This is a genomic window from Streptomyces sp. NRRL F-5126 (assembly GCF_000721265.1).
GTDB lineage: Bacteria > Actinomycetota > Actinomycetes > Streptomycetales > Streptomycetaceae > Streptomyces.
In genome coordinates this window covers 374,109-393,931 of the sequence record NZ_JOFZ01000012.1, presented here as the reverse complement: position 1 = coordinate 393,931, position 19,823 = coordinate 374,109, and the positions used below count along the sequence as shown (strand labels likewise).

At 73.7% G+C, this 19,823-nt stretch carries 17 protein-coding genes; 8 read left to right on the top strand and 9 right to left on the bottom strand.

Going from position 1 to position 19,823, the window contains the following annotated elements:
* Window positions 1-6: 6 nt before the first annotated feature.
* From IH48_RS0126560 to IH48_RS0126550, 3 genes are all read right to left on the bottom strand, one after another.
* Window positions 7-903 (bottom strand): SDR family NAD(P)-dependent oxidoreductase, encoded by an 897-nt coding sequence (locus IH48_RS0126560; RefSeq protein ID WP_078850045.1) that lies wholly within the window; start codon window positions 901-903, stop codon window positions 7-9.
* A gap of 70 nt (window positions 904-973) precedes the next feature.
* Window positions 974-1,264, bottom strand: coding sequence for a hypothetical protein (locus IH48_RS0126555; protein WP_030909744.1), 291 nt, complete (start codon window positions 1,262-1,264; stop codon window positions 974-976).
* A 112-nt stretch (window positions 1,265-1,376) separates the two neighbouring features.
* On the bottom strand, window positions 1,377-2,738 hold the full coding sequence (locus IH48_RS0126550) for a glutamine synthetase family protein (RefSeq protein WP_030909742.1): 1,362 nt from the start codon (window positions 2,736-2,738) through the stop codon (window positions 1,377-1,379).
* A 304-nt stretch (window positions 2,739-3,042) separates the two neighbouring features.
* On the opposite strand from IH48_RS0126550, the gene IH48_RS0126545 reads away from it, so the two are divergent.
* Entirely contained in the window at window positions 3,043-3,705 is a 663-nt protein-coding gene (locus IH48_RS0126545) for a Type 1 glutamine amidotransferase-like domain-containing protein (RefSeq protein ID WP_030909740.1), read from the top strand.
* Between the two features lie 29 nt (window positions 3,706-3,734).
* Here the strand turns inward: IH48_RS0126545 and IH48_RS0126540 are convergent, their stop codons facing one another.
* Entirely contained in the window at window positions 3,735-4,343 is a 609-nt protein-coding gene (locus IH48_RS0126540; protein ID WP_051840591.1) for a pyridoxamine 5'-phosphate oxidase family protein, read from the bottom strand.
* A gap of 174 nt (window positions 4,344-4,517) precedes the next feature.
* Between IH48_RS0126540 and IH48_RS0126535 the strand changes: the two genes are divergently transcribed.
* Window positions 4,518-7,529: a bifunctional [glutamine synthetase] adenylyltransferase/[glutamine synthetase]-adenylyl-L-tyrosine phosphorylase gene (locus IH48_RS0126535; protein WP_030909736.1), complete on the top strand. Its 3,012-nt coding sequence runs from the start codon at window positions 4,518-4,520 to the stop codon at window positions 7,527-7,529.
* Window positions 7,530-7,796: 267 nt separating this feature from the next.
* On the opposite strand, the gene IH48_RS0126530 is transcribed toward IH48_RS0126535, so the two are convergent.
* Window positions 7,797-8,717 carry a phosphatase PAP2 family protein gene (locus IH48_RS0126530; protein ID WP_078850044.1) on the bottom strand — a complete coding sequence of 307 codons (921 nt, stop codon included), beginning with the start codon at window positions 8,715-8,717 and terminating at the stop codon, window positions 7,797-7,799.
* 238 nt (window positions 8,718-8,955) lie between these two features.
* Here IH48_RS0126530 and IH48_RS0126525 point away from each other — a divergent pair, with 238 nt between their 5' ends.
* Both IH48_RS0126525 and IH48_RS0126520 read left to right on the top strand, forming a co-directional pair.
* Entirely contained in the window at window positions 8,956-10,809 is a 1,854-nt protein-coding gene (locus IH48_RS0126525; RefSeq protein ID WP_078850043.1) for a glycoside hydrolase family 13 protein, read from the top strand.
* Between the two features lie 153 nt (window positions 10,810-10,962).
* The gene (locus tag IH48_RS0126520; protein WP_030909730.1) at window positions 10,963-11,652 is read left to right on the top strand and encodes a DUF4230 domain-containing protein; all 690 of its coding nucleotides are present in this window, start codon (window positions 10,963-10,965) and stop codon (window positions 11,650-11,652) included.
* Here IH48_RS0126520 and IH48_RS0126515 read toward each other — a convergent pair.
* A complete protein-coding gene (locus IH48_RS0126515) occupies window positions 11,649-12,386 on the bottom strand; it encodes a TetR/AcrR family transcriptional regulator (protein WP_030909728.1) in 738 nt (245 codons plus the stop codon). The two genes, IH48_RS0126520 and IH48_RS0126515, sit on opposite strands and share 4 nt — an antisense overlap.
* Window positions 12,387-12,438: 52 nt before the next feature.
* Between IH48_RS0126515 and IH48_RS0126510 the strand changes: the two genes are divergently transcribed.
* Window positions 12,439-12,750 carry a hypothetical protein gene (locus IH48_RS0126510; RefSeq protein WP_030909726.1) on the top strand — a complete coding sequence of 104 codons (312 nt, stop codon included), beginning with the start codon at window positions 12,439-12,441 and terminating at the stop codon, window positions 12,748-12,750.
* Between the two features lie 752 nt (window positions 12,751-13,502).
* On the opposite strand, the gene IH48_RS0126505 is transcribed toward IH48_RS0126510, so the two are convergent.
* The 3 genes from IH48_RS0126505 to IH48_RS0126495 form a co-directional block, all read right to left on the bottom strand.
* Entirely contained in the window at window positions 13,503-15,575 is a 2,073-nt protein-coding gene (locus tag IH48_RS0126505; protein WP_030909724.1) for a hypothetical protein, read from the bottom strand.
* 145 nt (window positions 15,576-15,720) lie between these two features.
* Window positions 15,721-16,389 carry a LuxR C-terminal-related transcriptional regulator gene (locus IH48_RS0126500; protein ID WP_030909723.1) on the bottom strand — a complete coding sequence of 223 codons (669 nt, stop codon included), beginning with the start codon at window positions 16,387-16,389 and terminating at the stop codon, window positions 15,721-15,723.
* Window positions 16,374-17,645: a sensor histidine kinase gene (locus tag IH48_RS0126495; RefSeq protein ID WP_030909722.1), complete on the bottom strand. Its 1,272-nt coding sequence runs from the start codon at window positions 17,643-17,645 to the stop codon at window positions 16,374-16,376. Before IH48_RS0126495 ends, IH48_RS0126500 begins: the two co-directional genes overlap by 16 nt.
* Before the next feature lie 186 nt (window positions 17,646-17,831).
* Between IH48_RS0126495 and IH48_RS0126490 the strand changes: the two genes are divergently transcribed.
* The 3 genes from IH48_RS0126490 (at window position 17,832) to IH48_RS0126480 (ending at window position 19,781) form a co-directional block, all read left to right on the top strand.
* The gene (locus IH48_RS0126490) at window positions 17,832-18,743 is read left to right on the top strand and encodes a Gfo/Idh/MocA family protein (RefSeq protein WP_030909721.1); all 912 of its coding nucleotides are present in this window, start codon (window positions 17,832-17,834) and stop codon (window positions 18,741-18,743) included.
* 154 nt (window positions 18,744-18,897) lie between these two features.
* Window positions 18,898-19,209 carry a hypothetical protein gene (locus IH48_RS0126485; RefSeq protein ID WP_078850041.1) on the top strand — a complete coding sequence of 104 codons (312 nt, stop codon included), beginning with the start codon at window positions 18,898-18,900 and terminating at the stop codon, window positions 19,207-19,209.
* A gap of 77 nt (window positions 19,210-19,286) precedes the next feature.
* The gene (locus IH48_RS0126480; RefSeq protein WP_030909718.1) at window positions 19,287-19,781 is read left to right on the top strand and encodes a GNAT family N-acetyltransferase; all 495 of its coding nucleotides are present in this window, start codon (window positions 19,287-19,289) and stop codon (window positions 19,779-19,781) included.
* The last annotated feature ends 42 nt before the right edge of the window (window positions 19,782-19,823 follow it).

The following is a 19,823-nucleotide window of genomic DNA, read 5'->3' as shown; positions in this document are numbered from 1 at the left end:
CCGGCGTCAGCGGCCGCCCGCCGCCCTCAGTACCGCGCCCGACACGTAGCTCGCATCCGGCGAGAGCAGCCATGCCACCGCCGCCGCGATCTCCTCCGGTTCGCCCGCGCGCCGCAGCGGGATGCCCGGCGCCATCCTGGCCGGGCGGTCGGGGTCGCCCATCGACGCATGCATGTCCGTGTCCACCAGGCCGGGTGCCACCGCGTTCACACGGATGCCGTCCGGGCCGAGCTCCTTCGACAGGCCGACCGCCAGCGCGTCCACCGCCGCCTTCGTCGCCGCGTAGTGCACGTACTCGCCCGGGCTGCCCAAAGTCGCCGCGGCCGACGAGACGTTGACGATCGCGCCGCCCCGCCCGGTGCCGCTCGGGGCCGTCATGTCCCGTACGGCCCGCCGCGAACACAGCAGTGTGCCCACGAGGTTGACGTCCACCACCCGGCGCAGCACGTCCGTCGGCACGTCGGCCAGCCGCCCGAGCGGGCCCGTCACCGCGGCGTTGTTCACCAGGCCCGTGATCGGGCCGAGTTCGGCCGCCGCCGTGTCGAACAGCAGGTCCACGTCGCCCTCGCGCGAGACGTCCACCCGTACCGTCACGCACCGCGCCCCCGCCTCCCGCACGGCCCGCGCCGTGCGCTCGGCGGCGTCCGCGTCGTTGACGTACGCCAGGGCGATGTCGTGCCCGTCCGCCGCGAGCCGCGCGCAGACCGCCGCCCCTATGCCCCTGCCGCCCCCGGTGACGACGGTGACCGGCCGCCCACCCGGCAGCGTCGCCGGACTGGCGCCGGGCTCCGCCCCGGCCACGGCCTCCTCGATCTCGACCGGCTCCGGCGCGCCCGGCGCGCTCGACGCCCCGTCCGCCGGTGCCGCGCCGCCGCTTCCGCTGTTGCTGTCCTGGCTGCTCATAGTGCTGTTGTCTACACGAAGGACGGCCGGTCCGCCTGCCGCCGGCCGCGCACGCGGGCGGACGGCCGCGTCATGCGCCTTCTTCCCGCTCGCTCGTGTCCTCAGTAACCGCGGTCCGGGCGCGCCTGCGTCCCAGCAGGGCGCTTCCCGCCATCACCAGTCCGATGGCGGCGATCTTGGCGGCCTGGTAGTAGCCCTGCGCCAGGTTCTCCGGTGTGCCCGGCAGCCGGAAGAAGGCCCACACCGCCACCAGAGCACCGAAGGCGATCAGCGCGGCGGAGCCAACCGCCCCGAGCTCCGCCCACCAGGGCGCTGCCGCGTAACCCCGCTCGTCGCTCTGGTCAACGCCCTTGCCGGTCATGGTCTGTTCTCCCGTGCGATGGATGGCCGTCGCAAGCCATGACGCGGGGTACACGCGTGTGGTTCACCGGCACGGGCGGTTCACCGATCCCCAACGGGCGGATCACCGGCCCCTACAGCACCGGCAGGTTCGTGCGCAGCTCGTAGACCGTCACCTGCGAGCGGTACTCCTCCCACTCCTGTTTCTTGTTGCGCAGGAAGAACTCGAAGACGTGCTCGCCGAGCGTCTCCGCCACCAGCTCGCTCCGCTCCATCAGCGCGATCGCCTCGCCGAGGTTCTGCGGGAGCGGCTCGATGCCCATCGCGCGCCGCTCGCCGTCCGACAGCGCCCACACGTCGTCGTCGGCGCCCGCAGGCAGCTCGTACCCCTCCTCGACCCCCTTGAGGCCCGCCGCGAGCAGCACCGCGTACGTGAGGTACGGGTTCGCGCCCGAGTCGATCGACCGCACCTCGACCCGCGCTGAACCCGTCTTGCCCGGCTTGTACATCGGCACGCGGATCAGGGCCGAGCGGTTGTTGTGGCCCCAGCAGATGTACGACGGGGCCTCGCCGCCCGCGCCCGCGCTGCGGCTGGACCCGCCCCAGATGCGCTTGTAGGAGTTGACCCACTGGTTGGTGACGGCGGAGATCTCCGCCGCGTGCGTGAGCAGCCCCGCGATGAAGGACCGGCCCACCTTCGACAGCTGGTACTCGGCGCCCGACTCGTAGAACGCGTTGCGGTCGCCCTCGAACAGTGAGAGGTGCGAGTGCATGCCGGAGCCGGGGTGCTCGGAGAAGGGCTTCGGCATGAACGTCGCATGCACGCCCTGCTCAAGCGCCACCTGCTTCATCACCAGGCGGAACGTCATGATGTTGTCCGCCGTCGACAGCGCGTCCGCGTACCGCAGGTCGATCTCCTGCTGGCCGGGGGCGCCCTCGTGGTGGCTGAACTCGACCGAGATGCCCATCGACTCCAGCATCGTGATCGCCGTACGCCGGAAGTCCATGCCCACGACCTGCGGCGTGTGGTCGAAGTAGCCGGAGTTGTCGGCCGGGGTGGGCCGCGAGCCGTCCAGCGGCTTGTCCTTCAGCAGGTAGAACTCGATCTCGGGGTGTGTGTAGAAGGTGAAGCCCAGGTCGGACGTCTTCGCCAGCATCCGCTTCAGCACGAAGCGGGGGTCCGCGAAGGACGGCGAGCCGTCGGGCATGAGGATGTCGCAGAACATCCGGGCGCTGCCGGGCGCCTCGGCCCGCCACGGCAGGATCTGGAACGTGCCGGGGTCCGGCTTCGCGATCATGTCGGACTCGTAGACCCGCGCGAAACCCTCGATCGCCGACCCGTCGAAGCCGATGCCCTCGTCGAAAGCCTGCTCAAGCTCGGCCGGAGCCACGGCCACCGACTTCAGGAAGCCGAGCACATCGGTGAACCACAGACGCACGAAGCGGATGTCGCGCTCCTCTAGCGTGCGGAGCACGAATTCCTGCTGCTTATCCATTTCCACCTATCCTCGCTGGTCAGGCCGTATGCTCCGGTGTCGGCGCGTGCGTCGGCCGCGCTGGGCGTGTCCCCTCGGTGCCCATACTGCCTGCCGGACGGCCGGGTGGGTAACGCGGCGGCGGCACCGACGCGTGTCGGGGTGCCCGGCCGCCGGGCAGACGGGCCGCAGCCCCGGCGCTGTCAGTGCCGCGTGCCACACTGCGAACGACCGGGCCCACCCGGGCCCACCCGGCCCGCCCGCTTCGTCACGGCGGGCTCCCGCACGCTGTTCGCAGGGCGGTCGTCCCTGCGCTGGAGGCATCGTGAAACTGCTCCTCACGTCCGCCGGAGTGAAGAATCCCAGCATCCGGCGGGCCCTGGTCGACCTCCTGGGCAAGCCCGTCGAGGAGGCCGACGCCCTGTGCATCCCCACCGCCGGCTACGGGCACCCCATGGTGGGCCCGGCCGGAGCCTGGCGCTTCATCACCGGACGGTCCGCCGCCCCGATGTGCGGGCTCGGCTGGAGATCCATGGGCGTCCTGGAGCTCACCGCCCTGCCCGGCATCGGTGCGGAGCGCTGGCAGCCGTGGGTCCGGCAGGCCGACGTCCTGCTCGCCAACGGCGGGGACGCGCTCTACCTGTGCCACTGGATGCGCCGGTCCGGCCTGGCGGAGCTGCTCCCCTCCCTGCACGAGAAGGTATGGGTCGGGATGAGCGCGGGCAGCATGGTGATGACGCCCCGCATCGGGGACGACTTCGTCGAATGGAAGCCGTCCGCCGGAGGCGACGAGACCCTGGGCCTCGTCGACTTCTCCCTCTTCCCGCACCTGGACCACCCGGACCTGCCGGAGAACACCATGGCCGAAGCCGAACGCTGGGCGGCCGCCCTGCCGAACCCGGCCTACGCCATCGACGACGAGACCGCCGTCAAGGTCGCCGACGGAGTCGTCGAGATCGTCTCCGAGGGCCACTGGCGGCTCATCTGACGCGGTTTCCGCCGCCTCGCGGCGGCGGGTCATGCCTCCGGAGCCTCCGGAGCCTCCGGCGCCGCCGGAGTCGCCGGAGTCGCCCGGCCGAAGTCCCACCGAGTCTGGCTGTACGGCGCCTTGCCGAAGCCGTACGCGCGTGACGGCGCGACCCGGAACACCAGGGCCTCGTTCCCGCGTGCGCCCACGAACACTCCGTCGCCGACGTCGAAGTGCCACTCCGCCCCGTATTTCTCCTCCCACGCGCGCGCCAGTACCCGCAGCGAGCCCGGGTCCGTGACCCGCACCGCCTCGCCCTCCACCACCAGGTCCAGGCCGCCGTGCAGCGCGTTCGCGCCCGTCAGGAGCGACACCCGGGGGTCGGCCGCCAGGTTGCGGGCCTTCTGCTCGCCGGCCCCGGTGCAGAAGTGCAGCGCGCCGCGCGACCACACCGCGAGCAGCGGTGTCGTGTGGGGGCCACCCTGCCCGGCTCTCAGCGTCGTCAGCGAGAACAGCTCCGCCGCGCCCAGCGCCTCCACGGCCGCGGACCACCGCGTCGCGCGCGCCGCCGGTTCGCCGTAGCGCGCGTCCAGCACCGTACGCGGTGACGGCCACGCCGCTGCATCAGTCGCCTCAGGTCCGTTCGTCTCGTTCGCCATGGGGTGGCGACTCCCGTCGCGGCCGGAAGTCATCGGCTCCCGTCCCGGCGCCCCCGGGACTAGGCTCGATCCCGGTCCGCAAACCCGCCGTCTTGCATGGCGGACACACCGGGCCGTCAGACGCCGGCGGGACGGGACAGCGCACCGCCGGAAGACGGGACGAGGAGAACCGAGATGACGTCGGCGCCGGGCCGCCGCAGCAGCACGTTCACACGCCTGCTGCGTCAAGGATTCACCGACCCATCCGCCGCCGAGCGGTTTCTCGACATGCCGGCCGTCGCCCCGATAAGGGCCGACCCGCTGCTCCTCGACGCCCTCGGCGCAACCGCCGACCCCGACCTGGCGCTGCGCGGGCTCGTACGGCTCGCCGAGGCGCACGAGAGACCCGAGGAGCGGCAGGTGCTCCTCGACACACTGATCACCGCCAAGCCGCTGCGCGACCGGCTGCTCGGCGTGCTCGGCGCGTCCGAGGCGCTCGGCGACCACCTCGCGCGCCACCCGGAGGACTGGCGGGTGCTGGCGACGTACGAGTCGGCCGACCTGCACCCGGGCGTCGCCGAGTTCGAGCACGAGCTCGCCGGCGTCACCGACGCCGTCGCCCTGCGCGTCGCCTACCGCCGCTGCCTGCTGGCCATAGCGGCACGCGACGTGTGCGGCACCACCACCGTCACCGAGGCCGCCGCCGAGCTCGCCGACCTCGCCACGGCCACCCTGCGCGCCGCACTCGCCCTCGCGTGCGCCGCCGCGCCCGAGGACGCCGCCGCCTGCCGGCTCGCCGTCATCGCCATGGGCAAGTGCGGCGGCCGCGAGCTGAACTACATCTCCGACGTCGACGTGATCTTCGTCGGCGAGCCCCCCGAGGGCGCCAGGGACGTGGACGAGAACACCGCGCTGCGCGCCGCCACCCGCCTCGCCTCGCACCTGATGCGCATCTGCTCGGAGACCACCGTCGAGGGCGCCATCTGGCCCGTCGACGCCAACCTCAGGCCCGAGGGGCGCAACGGCCCCCTCGTGCGCACCCTCAGCAGCCACCTCGCGTACTACGAGCGCTGGGCCAAGACCTGGGAGTTCCAGGCGCTGCTCAAGGCCAGGCCCGTGGCGGGCGACGCCGCGCTCGGCACCGCGTACGAGGACGCCGTCGCCCCGCTCGTCTGGCAGGCGGCCGAGCGCGACCACTTCGTGCCCGACGTCCAGGAGATGCGCCGCCGCGTCGTCGACCAGATCCCCGTCGGCCAGGCGGAACGCGAACTCAAACTGGGCCCCGGCGGGTTGCGCGACGTCGAGTTCGCTGTGCAGCTGCTCCAGCTCGTGCACGGCCGCAGCGACGCGTCGCTGCGCAGCGGCACGACGCTCGACGCGCTGCGCGCCCTCGCCGCCGGCGGCTACGTGGGACGCACGGACGCGGCCCAACTCGACGAGGCATACCGGTTCCTGCGCACGGTCGAGCACCGCATCCAGCTCTACCGGCTGCGGCGCACGCACCTGATGCCGGACGACGAGCACGACCTGCGCCGCCTCGGCCGCTCCATCGGGCTGCGCACGGACCCCGTCGCCGAGCTGACGCGCGAGTGGAAGCGGCATGCCTCGGTCGTGCGGCGCCTGCACGAGAAGCTGTTCTACCGGCCGCTGCTCGACGCCGTCGCCCAGCTCGCACCGGGCGAGATCCGGCTCAGCGCCAAGGCGGCGGGCCAGCGGCTCGAAGCGCTCGGCTACGCCGACCCGGTGGCCGCGCTCAGGCACCTGGAGGCGCTGTCGTCCGGCGTAACGCGCAAGGCGGCCATCCAGCGCACGCTGCTGCCCGTCCTGCTGGGCTGGTTCGCGGACTCCGCCGATCCCGACGCGGGGCTGCTGGGCTTCCGCAAGGTCTCCGACGCGCTCGGCAAGACGCCCTGGTACCTGCGGCTGCTGCGGGACGAGGGCGCCGCGGCCGAGAACCTGGCACGCGTGCTGTCCGCCGGCCGCCTCGCCCCTGACCTGCTGCTGCGCGCGCCTGAGGCCGTCGCGCTGCTGGGCGATCCGGAGGGGCTGAAGCCGCGCGGCCGCGCCGGTCTCGAACAGGAGATCATCGCGGCCGTCGCCCGCTCGGACACCGCGGAGGGCGCCGTCGCCTCCGCGCGCGGGATGCGCCGCAAGGAGCTGCTGCGTACCGCCGCCGCCGACATCATCGGCTCCTACGGCACGGAGGAGAACCCGGTGGAGGCGGACCGCGGGTCGCTCGTCGACCGGGTCGGCGGCGCGCTCAGCGACCTCAACGCGGCGACCATCGCGGGCGCCGTGCGCGCCGCCGTGCGGGAGCGCTGGGGCGACACCCTGCCCACCAGGTTCGCCGTCATCGGCATGGGCCGCTTCGGCGGCCACGAGCTGACCTACGGCTCGGACGCGGACGTTCTCTTCGTGCACGAGCCCCGGGACGGCGTGGACGAGCACGAGGCGGCCGTCGCCGCGTCGGCGCTCGTGACGGAGGTGCGCAGGCTCCTCCAGGTGCCGACGGCAGAACCGCCGCTGCTGATCGACGCCGACCTGCGGCCCGAGGGCAAGAGCGGCCCGATCGTCCGCACCCTCGCCTCGTACCGGGCGTACTACCGGCGCTGGTCGCTGGTGTGGGAGAGCCAGGCGCTGCTGCGGGCGGAGCCGGTGGCGGGCGACCCCGGGCTCGGGGAGCGGTTCGTCGAGCTGATCGACCCGCTGCGCTTCCCGCCGCGCGGCCTTTCCGACGACGACGTGCGCGAGATCCGCCGCCTCAAGGCCCGCATGGAGACGGAGCGGCTGCCGCGCGGCACGGACCCGAACCTGCACACGAAGCTGGGCAGGGGCGGCCTCTCGGACGTCGAGTGGACCGTGCAGCTGATCCAGATGCGCCACGGCCACGAGGTGCCTGGACTGCGCACCACCCGCACCCGTGCCGCCCTCGCGGCCGCACGCGACGCGGGTCTGATCAGCCCGCAGGACGCGGAGACCCTGGACGAGGCGTGGGTGCTGGCGACGCGCGTGCGCGGCGGCGCGATGCTGGTGCGCGGCAGGCCGGGCGACACGTTCCCCTCGGAGAGCAGGGACCTGGCGGCCGTCGGCCGCTACCTGGGTTACGGCCCCGGCCGCGTGGGGGAGATGCTGGACGACTACCTGCGCACGACGCGCAGGGCGCGTGCCGTGATGGAGGAGGTCTTCTACGGCTACGAGGCGCCCTGACCGCCGCAGACTTCGTCATGCGGGGGCGCTCGTCACGGGACGGACGGACCCCGCGCGGCGAGTGCGCACGTGGGGCCGGGCCCGCCGCGTGGCCGGCCGGCGTCCGCGCGGGCAGTCGCCGCTGGATGGACGCCTCGATGCGGTGTGAAGACCCCGGTCGCACGGGGCAGGCCCGCAGGTCGGGAGGCCGAGCCGGGAGGGGTCCAGCGCACTGGGGGGCGGCGGGAGGCGCCGGAGTGGGCCCGCCGGGCGCCCGGCGGAAGCCCGCTAGACGCCCGCTGGTTGCGCTTGTCCCGTCCCGTGTTCCTTGACCACGCGCGGCAGCCGGTAGGGCGCCGTGCCGTACCACAGGCACGAGAGGCCGTAGCCGAACGCCAGGCAGACCACCCCGCCGAACGCGTCGAGCCAGAAGTGGTTGGCCGTCGACACGATCACCAGCAGGGTGAAGACGGGATAGCAGGCGCCGAGGATGCGTGCCCACGGCGCCTTCGCCAGCGCGTAGATCGTCAGGCCGCACCACAGCGACCAGCCGATGTGCATCGACGGCATCGCCGCGTACTGGTTCGACACCGACTTGAGGTCCCCCGTGGAGTCCGAGCCCCACGTGTGGTGCACGACCACCGTGTCGATGAATCCACTCGTCAGCAACCGCGGCGGCGCGAGAGGGTAGAGGTAGTAGCCGAGCAGCGCGATGACGGTCTCCGCCGCGAGCACGAGACGCGCCGCCGCGTACCGGCCGGGGTGGGCGAAGAAGAGCCATACGAGCACCCCGATGGTGATGATGAAGTGCAGCGTCGCGTAGTAGTAGTTCATCGCCACGATCAGCCACGTCACCGAATTGACGGCGTGGTTGACCGACTGCTCCACGGCGATTCCGAGGTGGTGCTCCGCCTGCCAGACCCAGTGGGCGTTGCGCAGCGCCTTGGTGCGCTGTTCGGGAACGGCATTGCGGATCATGGAGTAGATCCAATAGCCGACAGCGATCAGCAGGATCTCGAACCAGATGCGCGGCTTGCGCGGCCTCCTGCGGCGGCGCAGCCACCTTCCTGTGACGGCTGTCGCCCCTCCGGGAAGCGGAGTCGATGCTTCCGTCGTTGCCTGTGCGTCGACCGTCCTTGTCCCCTCGTCAACACCGGGTGACGGTGCGGCCGTGAGACTCGTCCGTCTGTCCACGGTCGGTTCACCCATGGCACAGCAGTCTGCCAGATGGCCTCCACCGAACCGATCATCCGCAGGTCCGGTTCACCACCCGTTTGCCGCACTTTGGGCACACGATGACCAAAACGAGGGCATGTCGCGGCGGCGAGAGCCGAATCGGAGGAGCCCTGACGCCTCCGGTCCGCGTGTCGCTCGATCGCATGTGCGTGCTGTTACCGTTTGATCACGGAAAGCCAACGCCTCCGGCGCCTGAAGAAACAGGGACGACATGATCGAGCCGCCCGCTGCCTCCGCCCGCGACGCCGCACCCGCCGCCGCACCCGCCGCCGTCCCCGAACTCCCCGCACCCCTCGCCCCGTCCGAACCCCGTACCCTCTGCGAACCCCTCGCGCCCCATGCCGCCGGGGCGGACGGCCCCGGAGCCCGGCGCGACTGGTGGCGCGGCGCGGTGATCTACCAGGTCTACCCGCGCAGCTTCGCCGACGGGAACGGCGACGGCATGGGAGACCTCCCGGGCGCCCGCGCCCGGCTGCCGTACCTCAGGGGCCTCGGCGTCGACGCCGTCTGGTTCAGCCCCTTCTACGCGTCGCCGCAGGCGGACGCCGGCTACGACGTCGCCGACTACCGCGCCGTCGACCCCGCGTTCGGCACCCTCCACGACGCGGACGCGCTGATCCGCGACGCGCACGCGCTCGGCCTGCGCGTCATCGTCGACCTCGTGCCGAACCACTCGTCGGAGCAGCACGAGTGGTTCCGCCGCGCCCTCGCGGAAGGGCCGGGATCGCCGCTGCGCGAGCGCTACCACTTCCGGCCGGGAAGGGGCGCGGACGGCGCGCAGCCGCCCAACGACTGGGAATCCGTCTTCGGCGGACCCGCCTGGACGCGCACCACAGACCCCGACGGCACGCCGGGCGACTGGTACCTGCACCTGTTCGCGCCGCAGCAGCCCGACTTCGACTGGGAGCACCCCGCCGTCGCCGAGGAGTTCAGGTCGGTCCTGCGCTTCTGGCTCGACATGGGCGTCGACGGCTTCCGCGTCGATGTCGCACACGGGCTGGTCAAGGCCCGTGGCCTGCCCGACATCGGCGGCAGCGGTCGCCTGCGGCTGCTGTCCGGCGAGGCCGTGCCGTTCTTCGACCAGCAAGGCGTCCACGAGATCTACCGCGACTGGCGCGCCCTCCTCGACTCGTACGCGGGCGAGCGCATCGCCGTCGCCGAGGCGTGGACGCCCACCGTGGAGCGCACCGCCCACTACGTACGCGGTGACGAGCTGCACCAGGCGTTCAACTTCCAGTACCTGGAGACGCCGTGGGACCACGCGGCGCTGCGCGCCGTCATCGACCGCTCGCTCGCCGCGATGAACGAGGTCGGCGCGCCGGCCACGTGGGTCCTTTCCAACCACGACGTGTCACGGCACGCCACCCGGTTCGCGTCGGGCCCAGGGGCGGGTCCGCAGACCCGCGATCCCGGCGACCGGGCGCTCGGCCTGCGCAGGGCCAGGGCCGCGACGCTGCTCATGCTCGCCCTGCCCGGCTCCTCCTACCTCTACCAGGGCGAGGAGCTCGGCCTCCCCGACGTCACCGACCTGCCCGACGAGGTCCGGCAGGACCCGTCGTACTTCCGCGGCGACGGGCAGGACGGCCTGCGGGACGGCTGCCGCGTCCCCATCCCCTGGACGCGCGAGGGCGGTTCCCTCGGCTTCGGCGCCGGCGGCAGCTGGCTGCCGCAGCCCGCGTCCTGGCCGGAGCTGAGCGTCGAGGCGCAGACCGGCGACCCCGGCTCGACGCTGGAGATGTACCGGACGGCCCTCGCCGTGCGCCGCGACCACCCGGGTCTCGGCGCGGGGGACGGCGTGGAGTGGCTCGACGCCCCCGAGGGCGTCCTGGCCTTCGCGCGTCCCGGCTTCGCCTGCACGACCAACGCCGGCGGCGCGCCCGTGCGGCTGGCGGCCCCGGGCAGGCCGTTGCTGTCGAGCGCGCCGGCGTCCGGCGCGGACACCGCACCGGCCGCGGACACGATGCCGGGCCTGCCCGTGGTGCTGCCGCCCGACACGACGGTGTGGTGGACGCTCACGCCGGCCCGCCCGCGGGCGGCCACGGAACCGCCACGCGGGCGCCACTGAACTTCCACCCGTTCTCCGGACACCCGCACGAGGCTGAGGGCCGCGCCAGATCGATGCCGGGCGGCAGGGAGGCGCGGCCATCTCCCGGGCCGGACAGGGTGATTGGCGCCTGCCGGGCCGCGTGAAGGGCGCCATGCGGGACATCCGACAGGTATGACGTCCACAGACGTGCAACCCGATCCGGAAGACGACAGGTACCGTGCGCCCGCGCCGCGCGCACCGCGGTGGCGCAAGGCGCTCATCGCGGTCGTCGCCGTACTCGCGCTGCTGTTCCTCGGCACCCGCATCCACCTGCTGCCCGGCTTCGGCGGCCTGTTCGGCGAGGAGAGCCACGACAGGACGGGGCCGACGCTGCTGCGCTCCATCCAGGACCTGAACCGCTACGAGGCCGCGGAGGGCGACTTCCAGGTGGTGGTCGACCTGCAGAAGGACGCCAGGTTCCTGCCCGACGCGATCCGCGGGACGCGCACCCTGTACGTGGGCGCGGGCACCGTCGGCTCGTACGTCGACTTCTCGGGGATCGGGAAGGACGACGTCACGACGAACGCGGACCGCACGTCGGCGACGATCCGCCTGCCGCACGCGCGGCTCGGCAAGCCCGCACTCGACCCGGACCACTCGTACACGGTCGACAAGCAGCGCGGTCTGCTCGACCGGCTCGGCGACCTGTTCTCCGGCAACCCGGACAGCGAGCAGGCCGTGACGAAACTCGCCGCGCGGCACATCGAGGCCGCGGCGAAGGACAGCGAGCTGGCCAAGCGTGCGGAGACCAACACCACGGCGATGCTGCAAGGGCTGCTGCACTCGCTCGGTTTCACGACCGTCAGCGTCAGCTACCGCTAGCTTCCGGCGGCGGCGCCGCCGGCGCCGCCGAGCAGCCCGAGCTGTTCGGCGAGTTCGCCGAAGGGGCCGTCGGACGGCTCCCCGGCGAGTACGCGCGCCAGCAGCCCGGCCATCCCGTCGTCGTAGGAGGCGCTGACGGCGGCGAGGGCGACGAAGCCGTGCACGAGCTGGAGTTCCACCTCGCAGCGCGGGATGCGGCGGCCGTCCAGCCAGACGAGCGCCGTCGACTCGGCCAGCGCCACCCAGGACTTGACGACGAGCTGCAGGCGCGGCGGCGGGTTGTGGGAGGCGTCGAGGTGGCCGAGCATCCGCTCGTACGCGGCCTTGCGCACCCCGTCGAGTACGGCGCTCGCGCCGCCCGTGCCGGTGGAGGCGGGCGCACCGCGCACGAGGGCGGCGAAGCCGGGCCCGTGCTCGTCGAGGAAGTCGAAGAAACGTTTCACTACACGCAGCAGGCGCGCACCGAACGGCCCCTCGTGCGGTTCGTCGAACCGCGAGACGAGATCGTCGGCGGCCCGGTGCAACGCGGCGGCGTACAGGCCCTGCTTGCCGGGGAAGTAGTGGTACACCAGCGGTCGCGAGATGCCCGCCGCCGTGGCGATGTCGTCGAGGGAGACGTCCTCGGGCGAACGGCGGCCGAACAGGTCGAGTGCCACGTCGGTCAGCTGGCGCCTGCGCTCCTCGACACCCATCCTGCGCCGTCCGCGGGGCGCCGGGGTCATCACCGTCGTCATGGGAACAGCCTAACGGGCTGCGTGTGGCGGAAGTCCGTTACGCTCCCGGTTCATGAGCTCATCAGACCACGAGGACGTGGAGCGGGACGCGGGCGACGAGGTGGTCGCGGTGGGCCTGACGCCACGTCAGGCCCGCATGATCAGGGTCACGATGGGCTGGGTGGTGCTCGCGGGGATGGCGGTCCTGCTCTGGGTCCGCCTGGAACAGCGCCAGTCGGTGCTGGTGATGGGCGTCTACGGGCTGGCGATGGTGGTGTGCGGAGTGGTGATCGAGCTCAGCCGCCACGGCAGGACGCGGCTGGGCACCTACCTGCTCGGCCTGGTCCTCGTGGCCGCGCTCGGGGCGGACTGGCTGCTGCCCTGAGCGCGCCGGGACCTGGCTGCCGGGCCTGGCACCGGCCCTGTCCGGCGTGCGGAGCGGTGGCGTGGAGCCGGACGGCCCGGGTGGCCCCCGACGCGTGCGTTCGCTGTGCCGTCGGCCCGCGGGTGGCGCACCGGCCGGGGCCGGATGGTTCCGGTGGGCCCGGGTGCTTGCGTTCTTCGGGCCGCCACCTATGGGCGTGGGTGGGGCCGCGCCGGGACCTGGTTGCTCGGCCCGGTGCCGGTGGCGGCATCAACCCTGGCGGGTGCAGGGGGCGTGGCGTGGAGCTGGGCGGTCCCGTGTCGGCGCGGACGCGTGCGTTCTTCGCGGAACCACCCATGGGCGTGGGTAGGGCTGCGCCGGGACCTGGTTGCTCGGCCCGGTGCCGGTGGCGGCAGGAACCTCGACGGGTGCCTCGGAGCGGTGGCGTGGAGCTGGGCGGTCGCGTGTCGGCCCGGACCCGTGCGTGGCCGTGAAGCCGCCCGGGTGGGCGCCGATGTACTGCGGTCGCGCCCACCCGGGCGCCGGTGGGGCCGTGACCCGGCTGGGCCGCCCGGTGCCGGCGGCGGCGCGAGCCCCTGCCGGTGGACGGGAACGGCGGGGGCGGACGATCCCGGTCGGCGCCTGGACGCGTGCGTTCTTCGCACAGCGATCCACCTGGCCTCCGATGCGCGGGCAGCCGCGCCACCACCTGTTCCGGCGCCCGCGAGGACGGACGCGGACGGCCCGGACGTGCCGTGGCCGCACGCGGCCGGTCAGTGCAGGGGCTCCAGCGTGTGGCCGTCGTCCAGCGTGCCCTTCAGGCCCGCCTTCGTCGTCTGCTTCGCGGGCAGTGCCATCAGGCGGCCCTGCACGGACGCCTTCAGGTCGCCCGACGCCTTGAGCGACGCCACCCGGTCGCTGCCCGCGCCCAGCAGGAACCAGTCGCCGGACTTCGACTTCCACAACGCGCCCGCCAGCACGTCGGGCGAGTTGGCACCGCACGCGGGCGTGTCCGTGGCGCTCGCCGCGATGGCGCCGGGGTTGCCGTCGGGGCTGCCGTCCTTGCCCGTGGCCACCGGCGGCTGGAACTGCGCCATCACCCTGCTGTCCGCGCCACGCCAGGTCTCGCCGCGCGTGCACACCCAGTCCGCCGTGCCCTCGCCCTCGGGCAGTACCTGCTGTGCGTACTTCCAGGAGTTCACCGACTTCACGCCGTGCCCGCGCATGGTCGGCAGCAGGCACGCCGTGCGCGCCCAGGACGCCCGGTCCGCCTGTGAGGTGACGTCCTTCGGCGACTTCGGCGACCCCGACGTGAGCCGTGCGGGCACCAGTTCGCCGAGGTCCGTCAGCAGCCGCTGCTTCCCCTCGCCGTCCCGTACGTCCAGGGTGTCCCACGACGTGCACGTGCTCGCCAGGGCCGGGCTGCGCAGCGCGCCCGTCACGCCGTCCGCGTCGCGGTGCAGCGGCAGCGCGGACGCGTCGGGCGTCAGCAGGTCGCGCACCGTCGTCGAGGTGACCCACGGCGCCGTCAGATAGCGGACGTTGCCGTCGGAGCGGTCCACGACGACCGCGTCCGACGTGGCGCCGTCCGCCGCGTCCACCCGGGCGAAGTCGATCGCTGCCGCCGACGTGCCCTGGACCGGCTCGGCGTAGCGCACCACGCGCAGGCCGTCGTAGAACAGCACCACACGCGCCCGGTCCACCGTGCCCGCGTAGAGCAGCTGCGGCGGGCCCATCGGCGGCCCCGACGGGGTGCCGGGCGTGGTCGACACCTGGACCGAGGAACCCGGCCGCGCCCACACCGCGAGCGCCCTGCGCAGCAGCTCCTTGTCCTTGACGAGTGGGCCGCGGGCGGGCCACACCGAGTAGTCCGTGCGGCTCGCGTGGTGCCACACCGTGGGGGCGACCTTGACCACCTTCGCCGGGTCAAGGGCGGCCTGCGACGCGGGGTTGAGCGCGTACGGGGGCGCTGCGGGCCCGTCGGGGCCCCAGCCGCTGCCCGGGATCCCGAAGAGCGCCCCGCACACGGCAAGCGCGGCGACCGCGGCGAGCGCCGCCTTGCTGTGCTGTCGGCGGCGCACGAGGTCGGTGGGCCGGGCCTGGAGCGCGCACGGGTCGAACTCGGGGGAGCGCAGCAGCGACAGGTCCAGCGGGGCCGCGCTGCCGGCGCCGCGCGCGCCGGCGCCCGCGCCCGCGGTCCGTTCCTGCCCGGTCGTGCGGTCCGCCTCCCACACCGCGGCGGCGGGATCCGCGACGCCGGCGGCGGCCAGAACCCGCCGCGCCTCCGGGTCGGGCAGCCGATCGAGGCCGCGCAGCACGACTGCGGCGCGCACCGGCGCCGTCATCTTCGCGAGCCGCTGGTCCAGGGCGAGTTCACCCGCGCCGCCCTGCCGGGGGAACAGGCGCAGGCCCCACACACGCGGGAGCGCCGGGGGCAGTTGGGACCGCTTGGGCAGGCCGAACCGCAGCAGCGGCAGCTCCGTGTCGAGGGCCTGGCGCACGACACGGACGCGCAGCAGCGCGTACGCCGGGTCCTGCACTCCGGCCTCGTCCGCCTCGCCTCCCGGGGCCGTGCGGCGGGGCGCGGGCAGCAGCGCCTGTGCGTCCTTGTCACGCCCGCGCGGCAGTGACCGCTGGACGATCGCATGGGCCGTCAGGACGCGGCGGCTCCGGCCCAGCGAGGGCGAGAGGATCAGGTACGCGAGGCGTACCAGGCGGGGGTAGTGCTCGACGAGCGCGGCCTCCGCCCGGTCCACACCGATCGCGGAGAGCGGATCGGCGGAGCCGGTGGGGGAACCGGGCGCGGCAGGGCCGGCGGGGGAGGTGACGGCATCGTGGGAACGCACGTGGAGAAGAACGAGCGATTGGTCGGATGGTCACTCCGCGGCGTGCGCGCCCGTGCACGGAGCGCCACCGTGTGCCGCCGAGCGTGCGGTGCACCGCCCCGCCGCTCACGGCGAGTCGGGCACCGACGGGTCGGGCCGGCGGCCCTCAGCGGGACGGTCCCTGCGTCCTGCCGTGGTCGAGGTAGGCCAGCACGGCGAGCACGCGGCGGTTGTCGTCGTCCGACACCGGCAGGCCCAGCTTGCCGAAGATGTTCGACGTGTGCTTGGCCACCGCACGCTCCGTGACGACGAGTTGCCCGGCGATCGCCACGTTGGAGCGCCCCTGCGCCATCAGCTCCATGACCTCGCGCTCCCGCGGGGTGAGCGTGCCGACGGGGGAGTCGCGCGAACGGCGGCTCAGCAGCTGCTGGATGACCTGCGGGTCCATCACCGTGCCGCCGCCCGCCACCCGCCGGACCGCGTCGATGAACTGCTCCGCGTCGAACACCCGGTCCTTGAGCAGGTAGCCGATCCCGCCGTCGCCGTCGGCCAGCAGTTCGCGTGCGTAGAGCTGTTCGACGTGCTGCGAGAGCACCAGCACGGGAAGGCCCGGCCGCGCCCTGCGGGCCGCCAGCGCGCACTGCAGGCCCTCGTCGGTGTGCGACGGCGGCAGCCGCACGTCGACGACGGCCACGTCGGGCTCCGACTCGGCCAGCGCCCCGGCCAGTTCAGGACCGCTCTCCACGGCTGCGGCGATCTCGAAGCCGTACGCCTCGAGCATCCGCACCAGGCCGTCCCGCAGCAGGAAGAGGTCTTCGGCTAGGACAACGCGCAAGGGATCTCCACGGTCACCATGGTCGGACCGCCCGCCGGGCTGCTGACGGCCAGTACACCGTCGAATGTACCGAGCCTGCGCTCAAGGCCGCTGAGCCCCGAGCCCGTTCCCCCGGACACCGCGCCCCCGTGGCCGTTGTCGGTGACCGACGCGCGCAGCATCCCGTCGCTGTGCGAGAGGTCGATCCAGACCCGGTCGCCCCCCGAGTGCTTCACGGCGTTGGCGAGCGCCTCGCTGACCGCGAAGTACGCGGCGGACTCGACGGGCCCGCCCGCACGCCCCGGCAGCGCCACCGCGACCTCCACCTCCATCGGCATGCGCAGGGCGAGCGCCCTGACCGCGTCCCCGAGACCCCGCTCGGCCAGCACCGGCGGGTGGATCCCGCGCACGAGGTCGCGCAGTTCGGTGAGGGCGTCGGCCGACGAGCGCCGCGCCTGGCCGATCAGCTCCTTCGCCCTGGCCGGGTCCTTGTCGACGAGCGCCTCGATCGTGCCCAGGTCCATGCCGACGGCGACGAGCCTGGCCTGCGCCCCGTCGTGCAGGTCGCGCTCGATGCGGCGCAACTCGGCCGCCGACGCGTCGACGGCGTCGTGCCGCGTCTCGGTGAGCCGCTCCACGCGCCGCGCCAGCTCCTCGTCCCTGCCGGGGTCGAGCAGCGACCGCGTCAGGAGGAAGTGGCCGCGCAGCAGCGCGGGCGCGTACCGGACGCCGAGGCACAGGAACACGGCGCCGAGCGCCGCCGCCGGAAGCGCGGAGAGGGGTCCTGAGACCGGTATGAACCCGTACCAGTAGGGGTCGTGCCGGTAGGCGGCCCACAGCCCGGCGAGGAGTACGAACCCCTCGATCCCGTAGAGGAAGAGCGCGGGCGCGAGGAAGGCGCTGACGCACCCCGCGGTCATGTCGGCCGTCAGCCAGCGCAGATCGCGCCAGGTGGCCGGATCCTTGAGCAGGTGCACCGTCCGCTGCACGTCTCCGACGACGCCGCGCCGGGCATCGGGCGGCAAGGGCCGGTAGGCGGCCGGGATGCGCACCCCCGCCCACTCGGCCGCCCAGGCGCGCCTCCGGTGCGCGTGCCTTCTGACGGCATCCAGCACCGCGGGCGTGGTGAAGAAGCCGACGCCGAGCGGGACGAAGGCGATCGACAGGACGGAGAAGACGAACAGCGTGATCGACCCGGCCAGCGACACCACGAACAGCCGGGCGCCGCGCCATGCCGCGCGCGACGACTCCCGGATCCGCTTCCTCACACCGATCATCTCCTCCCGCACCGGGCACCCCCGTGGACCCGACCACCGGATCGGTCTCCAGTGTGTCCGGCGGCGGGTCGCCCCGTCAGCCGTGCAGCCCCCCATATCGGTGGTGTAGCCAGCACCACCCGGCGGCCGGACGCGGCGGGGACCCGGCGGCCGGCCCCGTCGCGCCGGCACGGCACACTGAACCGCATGAGCAAGCCACGCATCGCACTTTTCGGCACAGGCCCTTGGGCGCAGATGACCCAGGGCCCCGCGCTCGCCGCCCATCCGGGCGCCGAGCTCACCGGCGTCTGGGGGCGCCGCCCCGAGGCGGCGGGCGCGCTCGCCGCCACCCTCGGCACCACCGCCTACTCCGGCGACGAGGGTGCCGACGCGCTGATCGCCGCGAGCGACGCCGTCGCCTTCGCCCTGCCGCCGGACATCCAGGCCCCGCTGGCCGTACGCGCCGCCGCGGCCGGCCGCCACCTGCTGCTCGACAAGCCGGTCGCGGCGACGGCCGAGGGCGCACGCGAGGTCGCGGACGCGGCCGGGCGCTCGGGCGTGTTCTCCGTCGTCTTCTTCACCTCGCGCTTCGAGTCGGCCGTCTCCCGGTGGATCGGCGAACAGGCTGCCAGGGGCGGCTGGTTCACCGCACACGCGCACTGGCTCGGCTCCCTGTACGCGGACGGCTCCGACAGCCCGTTCGCCGCCTCGCCGTGGCGCCGCGAGAAGGGCGGCCTGTGGGACGTCGGACCGCACGCCCTGTCGGTGCTGCTGCCCGTACTCGGCGACGTGACGGACGTGACGGCCGTGCGCACCGAACCCGACCTGACGCACCTGGTGCTGCGCCACGCCTCGGGCACGTCGAGCTCGGTGGCGCTGAGCCTCAGCGCCCCGAAGGCGGGCGCGAGCACGGGCGTCGAGCTGAGCGGGACGCACGGCGTGGAGCGGATGCCGCAGGGGCGCGACACGGCGCAGACGTCCTTCGAGTCGGCGATCGACGGCCTGCTCCAGGCGGTGCGCACGGGCAGGGCCCACGAGGTGGACGTGCGCTTCGGCGCCAGGGTGACGGAGGTCCTGACGCGGGCGGAGGAGAGCATCGGAGCACACGCGCACGCCTGACCGCCGCCGGCGCGGTCCGCCCGCCTCCCCCTCGCGGCCCACAAGGGCCACAAAGTGCCTCTGGCCAGGGAGGATTGTCAGTGGCCGGTAGTAAAATCGAGGTAGTTCGGCAGAGCTGACAGACCGTACGCCAGCCACCGCTAGGAGGTCACCGATGGCCGCTGCCGCGTTGACGGAGACGACGACGATCCACACCGGCGAGTCCCGCCGCGGGCGTCCCGCCGTCCGCCCCGAAACCCTCCCGCCGCTCAGGCGCGCGCCACTGCCCGCGGGCCGGCCCCGTGCGTGGTACGAAGCGCACAACCGCAGGCTGAAGGCCATGCGCCTGGCCATCGCCCTGCTCGACACCGGCGTCTACCGCCCGGCGAGCGCCGATGACGGGCGGATACGCGACACGGCGGCGCGCATCGGCGTGCGCCCGCCGTCCGCCACCACGTGCAGGATGGTCCGCGCCCTGATCGCCTGACGGCGTCCGGGAGGGGCCTGGGAGGCACACGGGCACCTCCCAGGCTCTGGGGGCACTGGGGGAGGCATACTCTTCCCATGGCACACGGCGTTACCGGTGGGGCGAGAGTGGCGATCCGGCGGGCGACCGCACGGGACGCGAAGCGGCTCACCACCCTGGTCGGCTCATCGCGCGCATACGAGGGCCGGTACGCGTCGATGGTCGCCGGCTACCGGGTCGGCCCCGACTACATCGAGACGCACGAGGTCCATGTGGCCGTCGAGGCCCCGGGCGAGGCCCTGGGCCCCGGCGGCCCGGTCCTCGGCTTCTACTCCCTGCTGCTCGCGCCGCCCGAGCTCGACCTCCTCTTCGTGGCCGACTCCGCCCAGCGGCTGGGCATCGGCCGCCTCCTCGTCACACACATGAAGGCGACCGCGCGCGCGGCGGGCGCGGACCACGTCCACGTCGTGTCGCACCCCCCGGCCGAGGGCTTCTACACGAGCGTCGGTGCCACCCGCACGGGCACGAGCAGGGCCGCCCCGCCCGCCGTACCGTGGGACCGCCCGGAGCTCTCGATCCCCACACGCCCCTGACACCACCGGCCCCGACATGACGCCCGTCAGGCCGGGCCCGCT

Coding starts and splice junctions, on each gene's coding strand:
- IH48_RS0126560 (WP_078850045.1), bottom strand. CDS start 903: ATGAGCAGCCAGGACAGCAACAGCGGAAGCGGCGGCGCGGCACCGGCG.
- IH48_RS0126555 (WP_030909744.1), bottom strand. CDS start 1,264: ATGACCGGCAAGGGCGTTGACCAGAGCGACGAGCGGGGTTACGCGGCA.
- IH48_RS0126550 (WP_030909742.1), bottom strand. CDS start 2,738: ATGGATAAGCAGCAGGAATTCGTGCTCCGCACGCTAGAGGAGCGCGAC.
- IH48_RS0126540 (WP_051840591.1), bottom strand. CDS start 4,343: ATGGCGAACGAGACGAACGGACCTGAGGCGACTGATGCAGCGGCGTGG.
- IH48_RS0126535 (WP_030909736.1), top strand. CDS start 4,518: ATGACGTCGGCGCCGGGCCGCCGCAGCAGCACGTTCACACGCCTGCTG.
- IH48_RS0126530 (WP_078850044.1), bottom strand. CDS start 8,717: ATGGGTGAACCGACCGTGGACAGACGGACGAGTCTCACGGCCGCACCG.
- IH48_RS0126525 (WP_078850043.1), top strand. CDS start 8,956: ATGATCGAGCCGCCCGCTGCCTCCGCCCGCGACGCCGCACCCGCCGCC.
- IH48_RS0126520 (WP_030909730.1), top strand. CDS start 10,963: ATGACGTCCACAGACGTGCAACCCGATCCGGAAGACGACAGGTACCGT.
- IH48_RS0126515 (WP_030909728.1), bottom strand. CDS start 12,386: ATGACGACGGTGATGACCCCGGCGCCCCGCGGACGGCGCAGGATGGGT.
- IH48_RS0126510 (WP_030909726.1), top strand. CDS start 12,439: ATGAGCTCATCAGACCACGAGGACGTGGAGCGGGACGCGGGCGACGAG.
- IH48_RS0126495 (WP_030909722.1), bottom strand. CDS start 17,645: ATGATCGGTGTGAGGAAGCGGATCCGGGAGTCGTCGCGCGCGGCATGG.
- IH48_RS0126490 (WP_030909721.1), top strand. CDS start 17,832: ATGAGCAAGCCACGCATCGCACTTTTCGGCACAGGCCCTTGGGCGCAG.
- IH48_RS0126485 (WP_078850041.1), top strand. CDS start 18,898: ATGGCCGCTGCCGCGTTGACGGAGACGACGACGATCCACACCGGCGAG.
- IH48_RS0126480 (WP_030909718.1), top strand. CDS start 19,287: ATGGCACACGGCGTTACCGGTGGGGCGAGAGTGGCGATCCGGCGGGCG.